We start from the raw sequence: 19,619 nt of genomic DNA on the forward strand, positions 1-19,619 counted from the left end.
TCATCCCTTGATATACGGCTTGCCCGCCGCGGCGGGACCTCGGATCTGGCCCGCGAAGCCGGCGACCGCGAGGATCGTGACGACGTACGGGAGCATGAGCATGAACTCGCTCGGGATCGGCGTCTTGAGCACGGTGAGCAGGTTCTGCAGATTCGTCGCGAAGCCGAACAGGAGAGCGGCGAGCGTGGCGCGCACCGGGTCCCAGCGTCCGAAGATGACCGCGGCGAGAGCGATGAAGCCGAGGCCCGCCGTCATCTCCTTGCCGAACTGCGGCACGGAGACGAGCGTGAAGTACGCGCCGCCGATGCCGGCGATCGCGCCGGCCAGCGACACGTTCCAGAACCGCGACGTGTTCACCTTGATGCCCACGGTGTCGGCCGCCTGCGGGTGCTCGCCCACGGCGCGCAGGCGCAGGCCCCAGCGGGTGCGGTACAGGCCCCAGGCCACCACGGCGACCGTGATGTACATGAGGTAGACGATGAAGGTCTGGTTGAACAGCACGGGACCGATCACCGGGATCTGCCCGAGCAGCGGGATCTCGAACCGCGAGAAGCGCTCCGGGCTGTTGAGCTGCGCCGCGTTGGGCACGAGCAGGACCCCGTAGAGGAACCCGGTGAGCCCGGTGACCAGCACGTTGAGCACGACACCGACGATCACCTGGTCGACGAGGTACTTGATCGCGAACGCACCGAGCACGAACGCCACCAGGACGCCGCCGATCATCGCGCCGATCAATCCGACGAACGGGTTGTGGGTGAGGCTGGAGAGCATCGCCGCGCTGAACGCGCCGAGCAGGAACTGCCCCTCGATGGCGACGTTGACGACACCGACGCGCTCGCCGATCACACCGCCGAGGGCGCCGAAGACGAGAGGCACGGACAGCGACACCGCGCCGAACAGCAGTCCGGTGACGGGCACGAGCCCGCCGGCCGCCGCCCACGTGAGGAAGGCGAACACGGCCAGGACCGCGTAGACGATCGGCAGCCACAGGCGCGTGCGGCGGTAGGCCCAGGCATCCCACACCGTCCACAGCGTGAGCAGCACCAGGACCGCCACCAGCAGCCAGGAGGTGAGTGCGGTCGGCACCGCCACGTCGCCCAGCGCGATCACCTCGGCGGCGTCGCTGAGGCGGAAGGTGCTCGTGCCGTCGCGCGGCGACACCAGGAAGAGCACGATCAGCAGCAGGGTCGCGATCCCCAGAGTGATCGGGAGCTTCCACTGACGTACCCGCACGGTGGCCAGCTGGATCGTGCCGTCTGCGGCGATCTCGGGGGCGAGCGCGGTCGCGGGCTGGGGGTCGGTCACTGTGCCACCGCCTTCCGGGCAGCGCGGGCTCGGGAGCGGGCGGAGCGTTCCGCCTCGTCCTTGGGCAGGAAGAAGATCGTTCGGATGAGCGGCGGGGCCGCGATGAACAGCACGATGAGGGACTGGACGACCAGGACGATGTCGACCGGGATGCCCTGCGAGGCCTGCATCGTGAACGAACCCGCCTTCAGGGCGCCGAACAGGAGTCCCGCCGCGAACGTGCCCCACGCGCGGCTGCGGCCGAGGAGCGCGACAGTGATGGCGTCGAAGCCGATGCCGGCGTCGATCAGGCCGTCGAATCCGCTCGTGACCGACCCGAGGATCTGGTTCATCCCCGCCAGACCCGCGAGGCCCCCGGCGAACAGCATCGCGTAGATGTAGATGCGCTGCACGCTGATGCCCGCCGCACGCGCGGCGTGCGGGTTCTCCCCCACCGCGCGCATGCGGAATCCGAGGCTCGAGCGCTCGATGAGCCACCACACGAACAGCGTGGCGAAGATCACCACGACGAAGCCCCAGTTCAGCAGGGGGTAGCCGTCGCCGAACATCTTCGGGAACTGAGCGCCGGTGGGCGTCGGCGAGGAGATCGGCTGGTTCGACCCCTGCTTCTGCAGCAGCCCCGGGGTGCGCACCAGCCACGAGACGAGGTAGAACGCGATGTAGTTGAGCATGATCGTGAGGATCACCTCGTGCGCACCGGTGCGCGCCTTGAGCACACCCACGATGCCGCCCCACAGCGCGCCGCCGACGATGCCGGCGATGAGGGTGAGCGGCAGCTGGATCCAGAACGGCAGGTCGAGACCGAACGTCGTCAGCGCCGCGAACCCGCACGCGATGAGCATCTGACCGCGAGCGCCGATGTTGAACAGGCCGACCCGGAACGCCAGCGCGACGCCGAGAGCGGCGGCGATCAGCGGTGTGGCGAAGCCGATCGTGTTGGTCAGCGGCCGGATGGCGGTGGAGAAGTCGGCCGCTCGGGCGTTGTAGATCGACCCGCGGAACAGCGCCTCGTAGCCGCCGTACACCGCGTTCCAGATCGCCGCGAACGTGTCGCCCGGCTGCGCGAAGAAGTAGCCGGAGGCCGTCTGCACCTCCGGATTGGTCACCGCGATCAGGATCCCGCCGATCAGGATCGCCAGCACCAGGGCGAGCACCGTGGCGACCACTCCGCCGCGGAGGAACTCGCGGAGCACGCGGTTCTGCAGCGGCGCATCGGGAATCGGCGCGGGGCTGCCGGTGAGAGGGCCGGATGCCGCGGGCAGCTGCTCCGGCGGAAGTCCGGGCTGCGCGGCGTCGCCGCCGGGGACTCGGTCGCTCATGCGGCATCCTCCGTGGGTGTCTCGCCCGCCATCATGAGGCCGAGCACGTCGCGCGGGGTGGTGCCGGGCACGATGCCGACGATGCCGCCCCGATACATCACCGCGATGCGGTCGGCGAGGGCGGTGACCTCGTCGAGCTCGGTCGAGACGACGATCACCGGCACGCCGGCATCCCTCGTCTCGATGATGCGCTTGTGGATGAACTCGATCGAGCCGACGTCGACGCCGCGCGTCGGCTGAGATGCGAGGAACAGCTTGAGCTCGCGGTTGAGCTCACGGGCGATCACGACCTTCTGCTGGTTGCCGCCCGACAGTGCCCCCGCGCGCGTCTGCGGGCCCTGCGTCCGGATGTCGAACTCGGCGATGCGGTCGCGGGCGAAAGCGTCGAGCACGCCTCGGCGGATCGTGCCGGCGGTCGTGAAGGCCTTGTCGGACGAGCGGTCGAGGATGAGGTTCTCGGCCACCGACATCGCGGTGACCAGGCCGTCCTCCTGCCGGTCCTCGGGGACGAATCCGACGCCCTCGTCGAGGATGGCCCGGACGCTGCGGCCGACCAGCTCGGTGCCGCCCAGGCGGATGGAGCCGGTGATGTGGGTCTGCAGGCCGATGATGGCCTCGGACAGCTCGGTCTGGCCGTTGCCCTGCACACCGGCGATGGCGAGCACCTCGCCCGGCCGCACGTCGAACGAGACGTCGTCGACGACCACGGCCCCTTCGGCGGTGATGACGCGCAGATCGCGCACCGACAGCCCGCCTTCGCCGAGCGTCGGCGCCTCCTTGTGCACGGTCAGCTCGACGGAGCGCCCGACCATCATCGAGGCCAGCTCGGTGTTGGAGTCGGTCGGATCCGCCTCGCCCACGACCTTGCCGAGTCGGATGACGGTGATGCGGTCGGCGACCTCGCGCACTTCGCGCAGCTTGTGGGTGATGAAGACGATCGAGGTGCCCTCGTCGCGCAGCTGACGCATGATGCCCATCAGCTCGTCGGTCTCCTGCGGCGTGAGCACCGCGGTGGGCTCGTCGAACACGAGCACCTTCGCGTCGCGCGAGAGCGCCTTGATGATCTCGACGCGCTGCTGCACGCCGACGGGCAGGTCGCCCACGATCGCGTCGGGATCGACGTCGAACCCGAATCGCTCGGCGACGGCGCGCACGTGGCGGCGGGCGCTGGCGAGGTCGAGGGCACCGAGGGCCTTGGTCTGCTCGTGACCGAGCATGACGTTCTCCGCGACGGTGAAGACGGGGATCAGCATGAAGTGCTGGTGCACCATGCCGATGCCGGCGCCCATCGCGTCGCCGGGTCCTCGGAAGTTCTGGACCACGTCGTCCAGGAGGATGTCGCCCTCATCGGCCTGGTAGAGGCCGTAGAGGACGTTCATCAGCGTCGACTTGCCTGCGCCGTTCTCACCGAGAAGCGCGTGGATCTCCCCGGGTCGGACCACGAGATCGATGTGATCGTTCGCGGTGAGGCTGCCGAATCGCTTCGTGATGCCACGGAGCTCGAGCTTCATGTTCTGCACCTTATCCAGAAAGGAGGGGCCGACAAAGGTGCGCGGCCGGGAGGATGCCTCGGCATCCCCCCGGCCGCGCCACTGCCTGCTCGTTACGGCGAGCTGGGCGAGGTGACCTTGAGCGAGCCGTCGATGATCGACTTCTGCAGGGCGTCGAGCTCACCGGTCAGACCGGCGGGCAGCTTGCTCTCGAAGTCGTGGAACGACGACAGTCCGACGCCCTGGTTCTCCAGCGTGCCGACGTACGGCGCGGTGTCGAACGAGCCCGACGAGGCGGCCTTGACCGCGTCGTACACGGCCATGTCGATGCGCTTCATGATCGACACCAGCACCTGGCTGGCGACCGACGGGTCGGAGACGGCCAGGTCGGAGTCGACGCCGAGCATGACGGTGCTCTTGCCCGAGTCCTTGATGGCCGCGGACGCGCTCTGGTAGATCGGGCCGCCGACCGGCAGGACCACGTCGACACCCTGGTCGAGGATGCCCTGCGCGGTCTGCTTGGCGGTGTCGTTGGCCGCGAAGCCGCCGGTGAAGGCGCCCGACTGGCCGGCGACGTCCCACCCGAAGGTCGCGACGCTCTTGCCCTTGTCGGTGTTGAACTTCTTGACGCCGTCGATGAAGCCGTCCATGAAGATCGTCACCGGCGGGATCTGCAGGCCGCCGAAGGTGCCGACCTTGTTGACGCCGGCGGCGTCGGACCAGGCCGCGGCCGCGTAGCCGCCGAGGTAGGCCGCCTGCACGGTGTCGAACAGGAGCGGCTTGATGTTCGGGGCATCCGTCTTGCCGTCGCCCGTGGGCTTGCCGTCGGCGCCGGTGGCACCTTCGTTGTCGGCACGGTCGTCGATGATGGCGTAGTTGATCTTCGGGTTGGCCTTGGCCGACGCGACGGTGTCGGCCGACAGCTTGAAGCCGACCGCGATGATGAACGTGCAGCCTTCGGAGACGAGGTTGTCGAGGTTGGGCGCGTAGTCGTTGGCCGAGCTGGACTCGACCTCGACGGCCTGGACTCCCAGCTCCTTCGCCGCCTTGTCGATGCCCTCCTTGGCGGACTGGTTGAACGACTTGTCGTTCCAGCCGCCGTCGTCGGAGACGATGCAGGGCTTGAAGCCGGCGGCGGCCGCGCCACCGGACGAGGTGCTGCCCGTGGGCGCCGAGCCGCAGCCGGCGAGGGCCACGAGGAGCCCCGCGGCAGCGGTGATGCCGATGAGCTTCTTGGTGGTAGTGATGGTCAACTCACGCCTCCACATTCGAGACCCCCGCGGACTTCGCGGGGGACGGTGGCACAAAGTTACCCACAGTGACGAACGGCTTGCACGTCTGCGAGCCTTCGGCAACCGAATGGTTACAAAGACGCAACTTGCCCCGCGTCGCAGTCAGAGCACGCTGCCGCGGCCGCTGCCCTTCAGCGCGTCGACCACTCCCTTGACGCGCTGCGCGTGCTCGCTGGTGGTGACCAGCAGCGCGTCGTCCGTGTCGACGATCACGATGTCTTTGACGCCGATCACGCTGATGATGCGCTTGGTCTGCGTGACCACGATGCCGCTGGAGGCATCCGAGAGGATGCGGGCGTTCTCGCCGAGGATGGCGAGGTCGTTCTTGCGCCCGTGGGAGTTGAGCTTGGCGAGACTGGCGAAGTCGCCGACGTCGTCCCAGTCGAAATGACCGGGGATGACCGCGAGGCGCCCCTTCTCCGCGGCCGGCTCGGCGACGGCGTAGTCGATCGCGATCTTCGTGATCGTCGGCCAGATCCGATCCACGGCGGGACCGCGGCGGTCGCGGTCGTCCCAGGCCTCGGCGAGCTCGAGGAGCCCGGCGTGCAGCTCGGGCTGGCTGGCCGCGATCTCCTCCAGCAGCACGTCGGCGCGAGAGATGAACATGCCGGCGTTCCACAGGTAGGCGCGGTCGGCGTAGTAGGTGCGGGCGGTGGCCAGGTCGGGCTTCTCGACGAACCTCTCCACGATCGCCGCCTCGCGCGCGCCCTCCACGGTGAGCTCGCCCGCCTTCCGGATGTATCCGAAGCCGATCGACGGCTCGGTGGGCGGGATGCCGATCGTGCAGATGTAGCCCGCCCGAGCGACCGCCACCGCCTGCTCCACCGCCCAGTAGAAGGCGTTGCGCCCGCGGATGACGTGGTCGGCGGCGAACGACCCGATCACGACGTTCGGCTCGCGGCGGTGCAGGATCGCGGCGGCGAGGCCGATCGCGGCGGCGGAGTCGCGCGGTTCGGATTCGAGGAAGACGTTCCGGTCGGGGATGCCGGGCAGCTCCTTCTCCACGGCCGCGCGGTGTGCGCGCCCGGTGACCACCGCGATGCGGTCCGGGCCGGCGATCGGCTCGAGCCGATCCCACGTGTCGCGCAGCAGCGTCTGCCCCGATCCGGTCAGGTCGTGCAGGAACTTGGGGGCGTCGGCGCGGGAGAGCGGCCACAGCCGGCTGCCGATGCCGCCGGCGGGGATCACGGCGTAGAAGTCGTCGAGGAGTGCGGCCATGCGCACAGGGTACCGGGCCGACCCGGACGGATGCCGGACGGGGGCCGGGTGCGGCATCCGCCCGGAGATCTCTCGATGTCGAGAGAGTAAGGCGTCCCTAATCCCCGCCGCGGGAACGACCGGAGTAGGGTGATTGCGCCACGCCGCCGCCCGTCCGGCAGCGACGTCCCGGCCGGAAACAGCGATCAGGGAGGACGACCGTGTCTGCAGGAACGCGCGTGACACCGTCGGTATCGGAGACCACCTCGAGAGTCCCCCGTGGGACGCTCTACCGGGGTCGCGAGGGCATGTGGTCGTGGGTGCTGCACCGCATCACCGGCGTCGCCATCTTCTTCTTCCTGCTGGTGCATGTGCTCGACACGGCGCTCATCCGCGTCTCGCCCCAGGCGTACGACGCGGTGATCGGCACGTACAAGAACCCGATCATGGGCCTCGGCGAGGTCGTGCTGGTCGCGGCCATCGCGTACCACGCCTACAACGGGCTCCGCATCATCGTCGTCGACTTCTGGTCGAAGGGCGCGCGCTACCAGCGTCAGATGTGGTGGATCGTGATCGGACTGTGGGCGGTGACGATGCTGGGCTTCGCTCCTCGCCACCTCATCAACGTCTTCTCCTCGATGGGAGGCGGTCACTGATGACGACGATCGACGCGCCCCGCTCCGCCGCCCCGCGCCGTCGCGGCTCCAACCTCGAGAAGTGGGGCTGGATCTACATGCGCGCCTCCGGCGTGCTGCTGGTGGTGCTGATCTTCGGCCACCTGTTCGTGAACCTCCTCACCGGCGACGGCATCCACCAGCTGGACTTCGCGTTCATCGTCGGGAAGTTCGCCTCGCCGTTCTGGCAGTGGTGGGACGTGCTGATGTTGTGGCTGGCCCTCATCCACGGCGCGAACGGCATGCGCACCGTCATCAACGACTACGTGACGCACACCCGCACGCGCCAGGTGCTCGTGGGCGCCGTCGCGGTCGCCGCCGCGTTCCTGATCCTGCTGGGCACGCTCGTCGTGTTCACCTTCGACCCCTGCCTCGGCGTCACCCCCGACAGCAGCCTGTGGGGCATGTGCCAGGGCTGACCCGGCACCCCGACGACACGAAAGCGCCTACTACGTGAGCACCCAGAGCACCGACTCCGTCGTCAAGGACGGGGTGCACTACCACCAGTTCGACATCGTCATCGTGGGCGCCGGCGGGGCCGGAATGCGCGCGGCCATCGAGGCCGGTCCCGGCGCGAAGACCGCGGTGATCTCCAAGCTCTACCCGACGCGCTCGCACACCGGCGCCGCGCAGGGCGGCATGGCGGCGGCGCTCGCGAACGTCGAAGAGGACTCCTGGGAGTGGCACACCTTCGACACGATCAAGGGCGGCGACTACCTCGTCGACCAGGATGCGGCCGAGATCCTCGCGAAAGAGGCGATCGACGCGGTCATCGACCTCGAGAACATGGGCCTGCCGTTCAACCGCACCCCCGAGGGCAAGATCGACCAGCGCCGGTTCGGCGGGCACACCGCCGACCACGGCAAGACGCCCGTGCGCCGCGCCTGCTACGCCGCCGACCGCACCGGCCACATGATCCTTCAGACGCTGTTCCAGAACTGCGTGAAGCTCGGCATCAACTTCTTCAACGAGTTCTACGTGCTCGACCTGCTGACCGTGAAGGATGCCTCGGGCGCGACCCAGATCGCGGGCGTCGTGGCCTACGAGCTGGCCACCGGCGACCTGCACGTCTTCCAGTCGAAGGCGGTCATCTTCGCCACGGGCGGCTTCGGCAAGATCTTCAAGACCACCTCCAACGCGCACACCCTCACCGGTGACGGCGTCGGCATCGTGTGGCGAAAGGGCCTGCCGCTGGAGGACATGGAGTTCTTCCAGTTCCACCCGACCGGCCTGGCCGGGCTCGGCATCCTGCTCACCGAAGGCGCCCGCGGCGAGGGCGCGATCCTGCGCAACGCCTCGGGCGAGCGGTTCATGGAGCGCTACGCCCCCACGATCAAAGACCTCGCGCCGCGCGACATCGTGGCCCGCTGCATGGTGCAGGAGGTGGCCGAGGGCCGGGGTGCCGGACCGCATCGCGACTACGTGCTGCTGGACTGCACCCACCTGGGCGCCGAAGTGCTCGAGACCAAGCTCCCCGACATCACCGAGTTCGCGCGCACCTATCTGGGCGTCGACCCGGTCGTCGAGCCCGTGCCGGTGATGCCGACCGCGCATTACGCGATGGGCGGCATCCCCACCAACAACAGTGCCGAGGTTCTCGCCGACAACGACACCGTCGTGCCGGGCCTGTACGCCGCCGGGGAGTGCGCCTGCGTGTCGGTGCACGGCTCCAACCGCCTGGGCACCAACTCCCTCCTCGACATCAACGTGTTCGGCAAGCGCGCCGGCCGCAACGCCGTCGCATACGTGCAGAGCGGCGCCGAGTTCGTGCCCGTGCCCGACGACGCCGTCGCCGGCGTGCGCGAGATGATCGAGGGCCTGCGGGCCAACCCGGGCCAGGAGCGCATCGCGGTGCTGCGCAAGACGCTGCAGGACGAGATGGACAAGGGCGCGCAGGTGTTCCGCACCCACGAGTCGCTCGCTCACGTGCTCGACGTCATCGCCGACCTGCGCGAGCGCTACAAGAACGTGCACGTCGACGACAAGGGCAAGCGGTACAACACCGACCTGCTCGAGGCGGTGGAGCTCGGGTTCCTGCTGGATCTCGCCGAGGTCGTGGTCTACGCGGCGCAGAACCGCGAGGAGAGCCGCGGCGGCCACATGCGCGACGACTTCCCCACGCGGGACGACGAGAACTACATGCAGCACACGATGGCCTACCTGACCGGCGACCCGCACTCGTCGCACCCGTCCGACCACATCGAACTGGGATGGAAGCCGGTGGTGTTCACCAAGAACGAGGCGGGCGAGCTGCGCTACCCGCCCCTGGAGAGGAAGTACTGAGGATGACGATCGTCGCTGACGCTCCGGCCCAGGAGGAGACCGCGGACACCGGAATCCAGTCGTTCCTCGTCACCTTCAACATCCGCCGGTTCGACCCGGAGGTCGACGCCGAGCCGCGCTGGGTCGACTACGACGTGGAGCTGTACTCCACCGACCGCGTGCTCGACGCGCTGCACAAGATCAAGTGGGAGGTCGACGGGTCGCTGTCGTTCCGCCGCTCGTGCGCGCACGGCATCTGCGGATCCGACGCGATGCGCATCAACGGCCGCAACCGGCTCGCGTGCAAGACCCTCATCAAGGACCTCGACATCTCGCAGCCGATCTACGTCGAGGCGATCAAGGGCCTGCCGCTGGAGAAGGACCTCATCGTCGACATGGAGCCGTTCTTCGCCTCCTACCGCGAGGTGCAGCCGTTCCTGATCGCGAACTCCATCCCCGAGAAGGGCAAGGAGCGCGTGCAGTCCATCGTCGACCGCGAGGTCTTCGACGACACCACCAAGTGCATCCTGTGCGCCGCGTGCACCTCGTCGTGCCCGGTGTTCTGGACCGACGGGCAGTACTTCGGCCCCGCCGCGATCGTCAACGCGCACCGGTTCATCTTCGACTCCCGCGACGACGCCGGCACCACGCGCCTGGACATCCTCAACGACAAGGAGGGGGTGTGGCGCTGCCGCACCACCTTCAACTGCACCGAGGCGTGCCCCCGCGGCATCGAGGTCACGAAGGCGATCGCCGAGGTGAAGCAGGCGGTCCTGCGCGGCCGCGCCTGAGCGCGGTCGGGATCGGCGGGGGCGTACGCTCCTGATGTGACCCCGGGTCCCCTCGTCCGACGTGCCGTGCGCTCCCGCGCAGCCGTGCGCGCCGCGTACGCCGCTCAAGGCCTCGGCTATGCGGTCGTGGTGACGTCGCTGCCCGCGTTCAAGGAGCGGCAGGGGCTCGACGACACGGCGGTGTCGCTGATCGTGCTGCTGGTGTGCGCCGCGGCGGCGGGCGGCTCCGGTCTGGCCGACCTCGTCGCGAAGCGGTGGGGCAGCCGGGCGGCGCTGTGCGCGGGGCTGGTGATCGAGGCCGCCGCCGTGACGGTGATCACGACGGATGCCGCGCTGCCCGTGTTCGTCGCGGCCTTCGGCGTGTACGGGGTGGGCCTCGGGGCGGTGGACGCCTCGGCGGCGATGCAGGGCGTGTTCGTGCAGCGCCGCGCCGGCCGCGACCTCATGGGCGGATTCTTCGCCTCCTACACCGCCGCGGCGATCGTCGGAGCGCTCGCCGTGGCCGGCACGGCCGCGGCCGGTCTCGGCGGCGCCGCCCTGGCTGTGGCGATCGTCGTCGCCGCCGGAGCTGCCGCGTGGGGCTGGTACTCCTTCGACCCGGCCCGCGCCGCCGCGGTCACGGACGCGGGCGCCGGCGCCCGGCCGACGGCATCCCTCCCCCGCCGCGGGATCTGGCTGTTCGGGTTCGTGATCCTCGCGGCCTTCACGCTCGACTCGGCGGTGAGCACCTGGAGCACTGTGTACCTCGCCGACGCCCTCTCCGCCGCCGCGGCGATCGCACCGCTCGGCTACGCCGCATATCAGGTGGCGATCCTCGTGACCCGCCTCGCGGCGGATCGGCTCGTGCGCCGCTTCGGACCGCGCCCGATCGTGATCGGCGCGACAGCCGCCTCGCTGGCCGGCCTCGTGCTCGTCGCGGTGCTCCCGTCGGCCCCCGCCGCGATCGTCGGGTTCGCCCTCGCGGGCGTCGCCGTCGGAGCCCTCGTTCCGCTCGCGTTCACCTCGGCCGGAGAACTCGCCCCCGCGCGCAGCGATGAGATCATCGCGCGGGTGAACCTGTTCAACTACGGCGGGGCGGTGCTCGGCGCCGTCGCCCTCGGGCTGCTCGCCGGTGCCCCGGGCCTCGGCCAGGCGTTCCTGCTGCCCGGGATGCTGCTGCTGCCCGTGCTGCTGATCGTGCGCCGTTTCCGCGCGGCGGGCGCGGCATCCGTCGATCGCTAATCTGTCAGCGTGACCTCCCCCGCCGACCGCCGCCGCGCGCATCCCGCGGCACGCGAGACCGCGGCGCAGGCCGCCCGCGAGGAGGAGTCGCTGCGGGCACGGTGGGAGTCGACGCAGGACGCGCTGCGGGAGCGGTTCGACGAGCCCATCGCCCGGGCGACCGAGATCACCCGGGCCACGCTCGGCTGGTTCCCGGTGCGCGTGTGGCGCCATTTCCTGCAGCACAACGGATTCCTGCTGGCCGCGGGCGTGAGCTACCAGGCATTGTTCGCGATCTTCGCCGCGGTGTACGTGGCGTTCGCCAGCGCCGGGCTGTGGCTGGGCGGCAGTCCCGAGTCGGTCCGGGCGATGATCGAGGTCGTCAACACCTACATCCCGGGTCTCATCCAGGACGAGGGCGGTCTGTTCACCCCCGAACAGGTGACCGAGGTCGCGACCCACAACACCGGAGTGCTCACGATCACGGGTGCGATCGCGCTCGCCGCGGTGATCTGGACGGCGATCGGGTGGGTGACGTTCACCCGCCGCGCGGTGCGCGACATCTTCGGGCTCCCGCTCGACCGGCGCAGCTACCTGCTGCTGAAGGCGCGCGACCTGCTCGCCGCCGCCGTGTTCGGCGTGGCGCTGGTCGTCGGATCGGGCCTGAGCGCGGTGAGCACCTGGACCCTCGACTGGCTGTTCTCGCTCTTCGGCCTGCCCGACGTCTCCGGCTTCCTCAACTCGGGGCTGCGCATCGCGTCGGTCGTGGTGTCGTTCGCCCTCAACGCCGCCGCCCTCGGCGCGATGTTCCGGTTCCTCACCGGCACGTCGCTGCGGTGGCGCACGATCTGGCCGGGCGCGATGCTCGCCGGCGGCGCGCTCACCGCGCTGCAGCTGGGTGCGGGGCTGCTGTTCGGCTACACGCCCACGAACGCACTGCTCGGCACGTTCGCGATCTTCGTCGGCCTCCTGCTGTGGTTCCGGTTGAACGGCATCGTGATGCTGGTCGGGGCGGCGTGGATCGCCGTCGCCGCGGCCGACCGCGACATCCCCCTCCAGCGGGTGACCGACGCCGAGCGCCGGGCGGTGGAGCACCGCGCGCTGCTGATGGCCGCGCAGGTGCGGCTGCGCACGGCGCGCGAGGCGCGCGCGGGGGCTCCCTGGTACCGGGCCTGGGCGGCAGACCGGGATGTGCGGGCGGCGCGCACGGAGCTCGCGGAGGTCGAGGCATCCGCTCCGGCCGCCGACGATCGTGTCGGAGGGCGCGGTTAGGCTGGCGGTCGTGCCCCGCCTCCGCATCGCCTCCGTCAACGTCAACGGCATCCGCGCCGCCGTCCGCAAGGGCATGATCGAGTGGCTCGCCGACGCCGATGTCGACGTGCTCGCCCTGCAGGAGGTGCGGGCCACCGCCGACGAACTGACGGCGGCGCTGCCCGGCTGGCAGCTCGTGAACGACGAGGCGCTCGACAAGGGTCGCGCCGGAGTGGCGATCGCCAGCCGCACGGCCCCGATCGAGGTGCGGCGGGTGCTCGACGACGAGGCCCTCCCCGACGCGCTCGACAGCGCCGGCCGCTGGATCGAAGCCGACTTCGAGGTCTCCGGCGAGCGTCTCACGATCGTGAGCGCCTACGTGCACAGCGGCGAGGCCGACACCCCGAAGCAAGACGCCAAATGGGCGTTCCTCGATGCGATGCAGAAGCGGATGCCTCGGCTGCGCGCCGCCTCGCCGCTGGCCCTGATCATGGGCGATCTCAACGTCGGTCACCGCGAGCTCGACATCCGCAACTGGAAGGGCAACGTCAAGAGGTCGGGCTTCCTCCCCCGCGAGCGCGCGTACTTCGACCGCTTCCTGGGGGCCGACGGCGCCGAGGTGACCGGGGTCGACGGCTCGGTCGGCACGGGTCTCGGCTGGGTCGACGTCGGCCGCGCCGCCGCCGGCGAGGTCGACGGGCCCTACACGTGGTGGTCCATGCGGGGTCGTGCGTTCGACAACGACACGGGCTGGCGCATCGACTACCACCTCGCCACCCCCGACCTGGCGGCGCGCGCCTCGGGGTACCACGTCGTGCGGGCGACCGCATGGGACACCCGCTTCAGCGACCACGCCCCGGTGGTCGTCGACTACGCGCTCGGACGCTGAGCCCGGTCGCGGAACCCGGCACGAAGGGTGCGCACGCGACCACGTCGTCGCACGCACCGGGACCCCTCAGGCTCGCCGGATAGACTCCGGGGAATCGGCCAGGACGCACGAGGAATCGGCCAGGACGCACGACAGGGGACCACGGTGACCGACCGCAAGAAGACCGTCGTCGGCGGCGCCGTCCTCACCGCTCTGGCCCTCCTGCTGGCCGCGTGCACCGCGACGACCCCCGAGGCCGACCCGCAGCCTGCACCGTCGCCCACCCCGCGCATCCTCACCGGCTCGGTGGCTCCGCTGGCCGCCGGCATCGATCCGTCGGAGTGGACCGTCACCGCCTGGAACACCAGCCCCGACGGTGCCCGCGATCTCGGGAACACGGTCAGCGACGGCACAGGCGCCTTCACACTGTCGGTCAACCAGACCGATGTGAAGGGCGTGGTGTGGGTCGACGCGCGACGCAAGCAGGACAGCCGCGCGCTGCTCGGCGCGATCGCCGAGCCGGGCGCGACCACGCTGACCCTCAACGAGCGCACGACGGTCGCCGCCGGCTACGGCCTGGCGCAGTTCTTCGGCGAGGCGGTGCCGACCGGTCCCGTGAACTGGCTCGAGAACGCCGCCACGATGGCCGCCAATCTCGCCGACCCCGCCACCGGCGTCGTCGGCGACGTGCTGGCGTCGGCCCCCAACGGCGACCAGACCTCGACGCTCGCGACGTTCACGTCGCTGACGGCGATGCTCACGGCGTGCCTGCAGAACGCCACCTCGTGCGAGACGATGTTCGGCGCCGCCGCCCACGATCGTGACCGCCTGGCCTCGGCCGCAGCGGCGTTCGCGGGCATCGCACGCGATCCGTCGGCCGCCGTGCACCGCCTCTTCCAGGTGTCGCTCCGGGCACGCGCGGCCGCGCCCGGCCTGCCGGTGGCCCCGGCCGCGTGGACCCTCCCACTGCGCTTCGACGGCACCGCGGCGGGGCTCACAGCCCCCGGCGAGATCACGATCGGACCCGACGGCCACGTCTGGGTGGCGAGCGCCTCCGCCTCCGACGTCGCGAGCGCGACCTGCGCAGACGGTCGGGTGTTCGAGATCGGCCCCGACGGCAGCATCCTCGGTTCGGTCGCCGGCTCGGGTGCGAGCGGATTCGGTCTGGAGTTCGACCGCACCGGCGGACTCTGGCTGAGCAACGCGGGCACGCCCGGAGTCGCCGCCGGTGCAGGATGCGGGGGCACCGCGCAGCCGTCGGCCGACAGCGTCTCGCTGTTCGACGGTCGGTCCGCCCTCTCGCCCGCGACCGGCTACACCCAGGGTGCGCTCAACGCCCCCCAGGGCCTGACGATCGACGGCGATCAGAACGTGTGGATCGCCAACTGTGGCGACGGCACCCTGACGGTCTACCCGAAGGGCGACCCGAAGAAGGCCAAGAACGTCACCGGGCTCGGGGTGCAGTCCCCGTTCGGGATCGTCGACAACGGCCGCAGCCTGTTCGTCACCGCCAACGCCGGGAGCACGGTCGCGGTCTTCGGCCGCGACGGCACCCCCCTCGCCGGCTCGCCCCTCCTCGACGGGTTCGCGCACCCGACGGGCATCGCCGCCGACAAGGACGGCAATGTGTGGGTGGCCAACGCCGGCGTCCCGGCCCCTGCGTGCGGCGACGGCACCACGACCGGCTCGGGCACACCCTCGGTGACGCACATCTCGCCGGACGCTCAGACCGTGTCGAAGCCGTTCACCGGTGGCGGGGTGACCCAGCCGTGGGGGATCGCGACCGACGGCGACGGCAACGTGTGGGTCGCCAACCGCACCGGCGAGCGCGTCAGCGAGTTCTGCGGCGTCGACACGACCCGGTGCCCCCGCAGCCTCACGACGGGGGAACCGATCTCCCCCGACGCCACCGGATACGACTTCGTCGGCCTCGGCGGGTCGACCGGTATTGCGATCGATCTGTCCGGCAACGTCTGGGTCTCGAGCACCCGCGTGCTGAACGCGGACGGAACCGAGAGCGCCGGGCACCAGATGGTGGCGTTCGTCGGCGCCGCGGCCCCGCGGTTCGTCGCCCCGTTCGAGTGACGGCGGGGCGGGGCATCCGTCGCTCCTAAACTTGGTCGCATGACCAAACCGCGCCTGTACTCCGGCATGCAGCCCTCGGCCGACTCCCTGCAGATCGGCAACTACATCGGGGCGCTCATGCAGTGGCGCACGCTGCAGGACTCGTACGACGCGTTCTTCTCGGTCGTCGACCTGCACGCGCTGACCCAGCCGAACGATCCGGCCGAGCTGCGCGAGAAGACCCGTCGCACGGCGGCGCAGTACATCGCGGCCGGCATCGAGCCGTCGCGCTCGACGCTGTACGTGCAGTCGCACGTCGCCGCGCACGCCGAACTGGCGTGGGTGCTCTCGACCATCACCGGGTTCGGCGAGGCGGGGCGCATGACCCAGTTCAAGGACAAGTCGCAGCGCTACGGCGCCGACGCCACCTCGGTCGGGCTGTTCACCTACCCGGTGCTGATGGCCGCCGACATCCTGCTGTACCAGACCGACGTGGTGCCCGTGGGCGACGACCAGAAGCAGCACGTCGAGCTGACGCGCGACCTCGCCGAGCGGTTCAACGCCCGCTACGGCAAGACCTTCACGGTGCCGACGCCGGTCATCCAGCGCGACACCGCGCGCATCTACGACCTGCAGGTGCCGACGGCGAAGATGTCGAAGTCGGCGGAGTCGGATGCCGGGGTGCTGTGGCTGCTCGACGAGCCGTCGATCACGGCGAAGAAGATCATGCGCGCGGTCACCGACAGCGAGGGCTCGGTGCGGTTCGACCGCGAGTCCAAGCCCGGGGTGTCGAACCTCCTGGTGATCTACGCCGCGCTCACCGGCTGGCAGATCCCCGCGATCGAGGACGAGTACGCCGGTCGCGGCTACGGCGACTTCAAGAAGGGCCTCGCCGAGGTCGTGGTCGCGGAGTTCGAGCCGGTGCGCGCCCGCGCGCTGGAGCTGCTCGCCGACCCCGCCGAGCTCGACCGGGTGCTGAGCGCGAACGCGGCCAAGGCCGACGCCGTGGCCGGGCGCACCCTCGGCGACGTCTACGACCGGATCGGTCTGCTCCGTCGCGTCTGACACTCCCGCATCACGCCGGTCTCGGCGTCGACGACTCCGGTCGCTCCACTGGGGCTTCGCCGGTCTCGGCGTCGACAACTCCGGTCACTCCGCCGGGGCCCGTGGTCTCACTCCCGGATTTTCGGAGCGTGCGGTCCGCCTCCGCGCGAGCGACCGGAGTTGTCGCCGGTCGGTGCGTGGCGCGGGTGAGCCGACCGGCGCGACGCCGAATGTCAGACTTCATCGGGTGCGGCCAGCACGCGCGAACAGTAATCCGCGCAGTGCGGCGAGCACGTCGTCCGGCCGCTGAAAGACGTCGGCGGCGGTCACGCGCAGGACACCGAACCCTTGTCGGGCGAGCGCGAGATCGCGGCGACGATCCTTCACCTGCTGCTCCCAAGACGAGTGGAACTCCTTGCTGTCGCACTCGATGACCAACCAGTCGTCGACCAGCAGGTCCACGAATCCGACGTCCTCGAACGCCACCTGCAGGCGCACGCGGCAACCGAGGCCGAGCACCATCAGCCGGACCAGGGTCTCCGTGCCGGATTGGGCCCGACCGTCGATCAGCGGAATCAACACCCGGTACTTCAGAGGGAGCAGGTCGAACACCTCCAAGAGGTCATCGAGCGTGAGCAGTCCGCGGTTGAGCGCACTGTCGAAGGAAGCGATCGCGCCGCGGGAGGTTTGGCACCTCACCGAATGCGCCATAGCCGTGATCGCATCGACACAGGTCGCCGGCCCGAAGCCGTCGCCGGTAGGCGCCCACCAGTGCAATCGGGTCTGTGCGGCGCGTCTCGGGCGGAGCCGCTTCCCGCGATCGTAGGGAGATCGCATACGTGTCGCGTCCGGCGCGAGGTGGACGTGCAGTCGCTCATCGTCAAGCACGAACACGCCGTTCAGTCGCAGGAGCGAAAGACAGGTGAGTCGGCCGCCGACCCGCACAGCGCGAACGACGTCGTCCGGCGCGCCCGGGAGAAGGTAGCAGTCCCGGCGGGCGCGGATAAGTTCGCCTGCGCCCACCGCGGCGGCGATCTGCCGTTCGGTCATACCGCTGCGCCGCAGATCGGCGCGTGTGCTGTATGTCTCCCACATGGTGGACGAGCATCATGTCTGCGAGCGCCGGGTGACGCGCAGCATCCGGCATCTGGGGATGAGTTCCACCGGGCGGGCCGCTGGGGAGGAATCGGAAGTCGACAACTCCGGTCGCACGGCGGCGCGGACGTGCACGGCCGGCGGAATCCGGTCGATCTACACACGCGTGGGGTTCCTCGACCGGAGTCGCCGACGCGACGGGGTGGACCGAGCGGGTGGGTAGCCTGTCCGGATGGAAGCCGTCACCCTGCGCACCGCCCGGCTCGAGCTGTCTCCTCCGACCGCCGCGGACGTCGACGCGATCGTGGCGGCGTGCCAAGACCCGGGCATCGTGCGCTACACCCCCGTGCCGTCGCCCTATCACCGCTCCGACGCCGAGCAGTTCGTGGCCAAGGTCGCGGCGGACTGGATCTCGAACGAGCACGTGACGTGGGCGGTCCGCCTGGACGGAGCGGTCGCCGGGATGATGGGGGTGTACCGCCTGGGCACCGGATCCGGCGAGCTGGGCTATTGGACCGGCCCGGCGTTCCGGGGTCGCGGCGTGGTGGCCGAGGCATCCCGTGCCGTCGTCGACTGGGCGTTCGCGCTCGACGGACTCGCGCTCGCCCGGCTGGAGTGGCGGGCGGTCGTGGGCAACGTCGCCTCGGCGCGCGCGGCACGGGCCCAGGGTTTCCGCTACGAGGGGCTGCTGCGCCAGGCGCTCACCAGTCCGCGCGGACGCGACGACGCATGGATCGCCGGTCTGCTGTCGGGTGACGACCGCACGCCGCAGCCCTGGCCGGTGCTCGGGGACTGATCGCGCACCTGCCTGCGCGTCGGCGCTGCGTGCCAGGATGGGCGCATGCCCGAGATGCCCGAGGTGCAGGGGCTCGTCGACTTCCTCCGCGGACGCGTGACCGGCCTGACGATCGAACGCGTCACCGTGGCCGCGATCGCCGCACTCAAGACCTACGATCCGCAGGTCACGGCGCTGCAGGGCGCCACCGTCACCGGAGCCGCACGACACGGCAAGTTCATCGACCTGTCCACTGGGACGGAGGGAGCGGATGCCTCGCCCCACCTGGTCTTCCACCTCGCCAAGGCCGGGTGGCTGCGGTGGTACGACGCCCTCCCCTCGACGCTGATCCGCCCGGGCAAGACCCCGATTGCGCTGCGCGTGGCGCTCAGCGACGGGTCGGGCTTCGATCTCACCGAGGCCGGCACGAAGAAGTCGCTCGCGGTCTACGTCGTGCGCGACCCTGCCGATGTGCCCGGGATCGCCCGCCTCGGCCCCGATCCGCTCGACCCGTCGTTCTCGCGCGACGACCTCGCAGGGCTCCTGGCCGGGCGCCGCACCCAGATCAAGGGCGTGCTGCGCGATCAGTCGGTGATCGCGGGAGTGGGCAACGCCTACTCCGACGAGATCCTGCACGCCGCGAAGATGTCGCCGTACGCCCTCGCGGCCACCCTCGACGACGCCGATGTGGACCGCCTGTTCGCCGCCATGACCGCGACGCTGACGGATGCCGTGTCGGAGGCATCCGGAAAGCCCCCTGCCGACCTCAAGGACGCCAAGCGTCGGGGCATGCAGGTGCACGGCCGCCGGGGCGAGGTCTGTCCCGTCTGCGGCGACACCGTGCGCAGCGTGTTCTTCGCCGACAACTCGCTCGAATACTGCGCGACCTGCCAGACCGGCGGCAAGGTGCTCGCCGACCGGCGACTGTCCCGGCTCCTGAAGTAGTCGCGTCTCCCTCCGAGTCGCACCGTGACACGCGGAATGAAACCGCG

The 19,619-nt window shown here is 70.3% G+C and carries 17 protein-coding genes; 11 read left to right on the forward strand and 6 right to left on the reverse strand.

From position 1 onward, the window contains the following. From ACSJDX_RS00225 to ACSJDX_RS00245, 5 genes are all read right to left on the reverse strand, one after another. The gene (locus ACSJDX_RS00225; RefSeq protein ID WP_438353598.1) at window positions 1–1,305 is read right to left on the reverse strand and encodes an ABC transporter permease; all 1,305 of its coding nucleotides are present in this window, start codon (window positions 1,303–1,305) and stop codon (window positions 1–3) included. Next, window positions 1,302–2,624 (reverse strand): ABC transporter permease, encoded by a 1,323-nt coding sequence (locus ACSJDX_RS00230; protein WP_438353599.1) that lies wholly within the window; start codon window positions 2,622–2,624, stop codon window positions 1,302–1,304. The genes ACSJDX_RS00225 and ACSJDX_RS00230 overlap by 4 nt, the downstream gene beginning before the upstream one ends. Further along, window positions 2,621–4,135: an ABC transporter ATP-binding protein gene (locus ACSJDX_RS00235; RefSeq protein ID WP_438353600.1), complete on the reverse strand. Its 1,515-nt coding sequence runs from the start codon at window positions 4,133–4,135 to the stop codon at window positions 2,621–2,623. Before ACSJDX_RS00235 ends, ACSJDX_RS00230 begins: the two co-directional genes overlap by 4 nt. Before the next feature lie 92 nt (window positions 4,136–4,227). Then, complete coding sequence (locus tag ACSJDX_RS00240; protein WP_438353601.1) at window positions 4,228–5,367, reverse strand: BMP family lipoprotein; 1,140 nt, start codon at window positions 5,365–5,367, stop codon at window positions 4,228–4,230. Between the two features lie 141 nt (window positions 5,368–5,508). Continuing rightward, a complete protein-coding gene (locus tag ACSJDX_RS00245) occupies window positions 5,509–6,624 on the reverse strand; it encodes a mannose-1-phosphate guanylyltransferase (RefSeq protein WP_438353602.1) in 1,116 nt (371 codons plus the stop codon). A 200-nt stretch (window positions 6,625–6,824) separates the two neighbouring features. On the opposite strand from ACSJDX_RS00245, the gene sdhC reads away from it, so the two are divergent. The 9 genes from sdhC to trpS all read left to right on the forward strand — a co-directional run bounded on the left by sdhC (window position 6,825) and on the right by trpS (window position 16,778). Then, complete coding sequence (gene sdhC, locus ACSJDX_RS00250; RefSeq protein ID WP_438353603.1) at window positions 6,825–7,259, forward strand: succinate dehydrogenase, cytochrome b556 subunit; 435 nt, start codon at window positions 6,825–6,827, stop codon at window positions 7,257–7,259. Further along, entirely contained in the window at window positions 7,259–7,696 is a 438-nt protein-coding gene (locus tag ACSJDX_RS00255) for a succinate dehydrogenase hydrophobic membrane anchor subunit (RefSeq protein ID WP_438353604.1), read from the forward strand. Before sdhC ends, ACSJDX_RS00255 begins: the two co-directional genes overlap by 1 nt. A 34-nt stretch (window positions 7,697–7,730) precedes the next feature. Continuing rightward, complete coding sequence (gene sdhA, locus ACSJDX_RS00260) at window positions 7,731–9,560, forward strand: succinate dehydrogenase flavoprotein subunit (RefSeq protein ID WP_438353605.1); 1,830 nt, start codon at window positions 7,731–7,733, stop codon at window positions 9,558–9,560. Between the two features lie 2 nt (window positions 9,561–9,562). Next, a complete protein-coding gene (locus ACSJDX_RS00265) occupies window positions 9,563–10,330 on the forward strand; it encodes a succinate dehydrogenase iron-sulfur subunit (RefSeq protein ID WP_438353606.1) in 768 nt (255 codons plus the stop codon). 36 nt (window positions 10,331–10,366) lie between these two features. Further along, window positions 10,367–11,551, forward strand: coding sequence for an MFS transporter (locus ACSJDX_RS00270; RefSeq protein ID WP_438353607.1), 1,185 nt, complete (start codon window positions 10,367–10,369; stop codon window positions 11,549–11,551). 9 nt (window positions 11,552–11,560) lie between these two features. Next, complete coding sequence (locus tag ACSJDX_RS00275; RefSeq protein WP_438353608.1) at window positions 11,561–12,802, forward strand: YihY/virulence factor BrkB family protein; 1,242 nt, start codon at window positions 11,561–11,563, stop codon at window positions 12,800–12,802. Window positions 12,803–12,812: 10 nt separating this feature from the next. Then, entirely contained in the window at window positions 12,813–13,670 is an 858-nt protein-coding gene (locus ACSJDX_RS00280; RefSeq protein WP_438353609.1) for an exodeoxyribonuclease III, read from the forward strand. Window positions 13,671–13,814: 144 nt separating this feature from the next. Continuing rightward, window positions 13,815–15,734 (forward strand): hypothetical protein, encoded by a 1,920-nt coding sequence (locus ACSJDX_RS00285; RefSeq protein ID WP_438353610.1) that lies wholly within the window; start codon window positions 13,815–13,817, stop codon window positions 15,732–15,734. Window positions 15,735–15,773: 39 nt separating this feature from the next. Further along, window positions 15,774–16,778: a tryptophan--tRNA ligase gene (gene trpS, locus ACSJDX_RS00290; protein ID WP_438353611.1), complete on the forward strand. Its 1,005-nt coding sequence runs from the start codon at window positions 15,774–15,776 to the stop codon at window positions 16,776–16,778. 219 nt (window positions 16,779–16,997) lie between these two features. Here the strand turns inward: trpS and ACSJDX_RS00295 are convergent, their stop codons facing one another. Then, window positions 16,998–17,852, reverse strand: a complete 855-nt coding sequence (locus tag ACSJDX_RS00295) for a DUF559 domain-containing protein (RefSeq protein ID WP_438353612.1) — start codon at window positions 17,850–17,852, stop codon at window positions 16,998–17,000. A 232-nt stretch (window positions 17,853–18,084) separates the two neighbouring features. On the opposite strand from ACSJDX_RS00295, the gene ACSJDX_RS00300 reads away from it, so the two are divergent. After that, window positions 18,085–18,648 carry a GNAT family N-acetyltransferase gene (locus ACSJDX_RS00300; protein ID WP_438353613.1) on the forward strand — a complete coding sequence of 188 codons (564 nt, stop codon included), beginning with the start codon at window positions 18,085–18,087 and terminating at the stop codon, window positions 18,646–18,648. A gap of 45 nt (window positions 18,649–18,693) precedes the next feature. After that, the gene (locus tag ACSJDX_RS00305; RefSeq protein ID WP_438353614.1) at window positions 18,694–19,572 is read left to right on the forward strand and encodes an Fpg/Nei family DNA glycosylase; all 879 of its coding nucleotides are present in this window, start codon (window positions 18,694–18,696) and stop codon (window positions 19,570–19,572) included. Window positions 19,573–19,619: the final 47 nt, after the last annotated feature.

Source organism: Microbacterium fluminis (assembly GCF_051549805.1).
Taxonomy (GTDB): Bacteria; Actinomycetota; Actinomycetes; order Actinomycetales; family Microbacteriaceae; genus Microbacterium.

Coding starts and splice junctions, on each gene's coding strand:
- ACSJDX_RS00295 (WP_438353612.1), bottom strand. CDS start 17,852: ATGTGGGAGACATACAGCACACGCGCCGATCTGCGGCGCAGCGGTATG.
- ACSJDX_RS00265 (WP_438353606.1), top strand. CDS start 9,563: ATGACGATCGTCGCTGACGCTCCGGCCCAGGAGGAGACCGCGGACACC.
- ACSJDX_RS00235 (WP_438353600.1), bottom strand. CDS start 4,135: ATGAAGCTCGAGCTCCGTGGCATCACGAAGCGATTCGGCAGCCTCACC.
- trpS (WP_438353611.1), top strand. CDS start 15,774: ATGACCAAACCGCGCCTGTACTCCGGCATGCAGCCCTCGGCCGACTCC.
- ACSJDX_RS00255 (WP_438353604.1), top strand. CDS start 7,259: ATGACGACGATCGACGCGCCCCGCTCCGCCGCCCCGCGCCGTCGCGGC.
- ACSJDX_RS00245 (WP_438353602.1), bottom strand. CDS start 6,624: ATGGCCGCACTCCTCGACGACTTCTACGCCGTGATCCCCGCCGGCGGC.
- ACSJDX_RS00230 (WP_438353599.1), bottom strand. CDS start 2,624: ATGAGCGACCGAGTCCCCGGCGGCGACGCCGCGCAGCCCGGACTTCCG.
- ACSJDX_RS00305 (WP_438353614.1), top strand. CDS start 18,694: ATGCCCGAGATGCCCGAGGTGCAGGGGCTCGTCGACTTCCTCCGCGGA.
- ACSJDX_RS00300 (WP_438353613.1), top strand. CDS start 18,085: ATGGAAGCCGTCACCCTGCGCACCGCCCGGCTCGAGCTGTCTCCTCCG.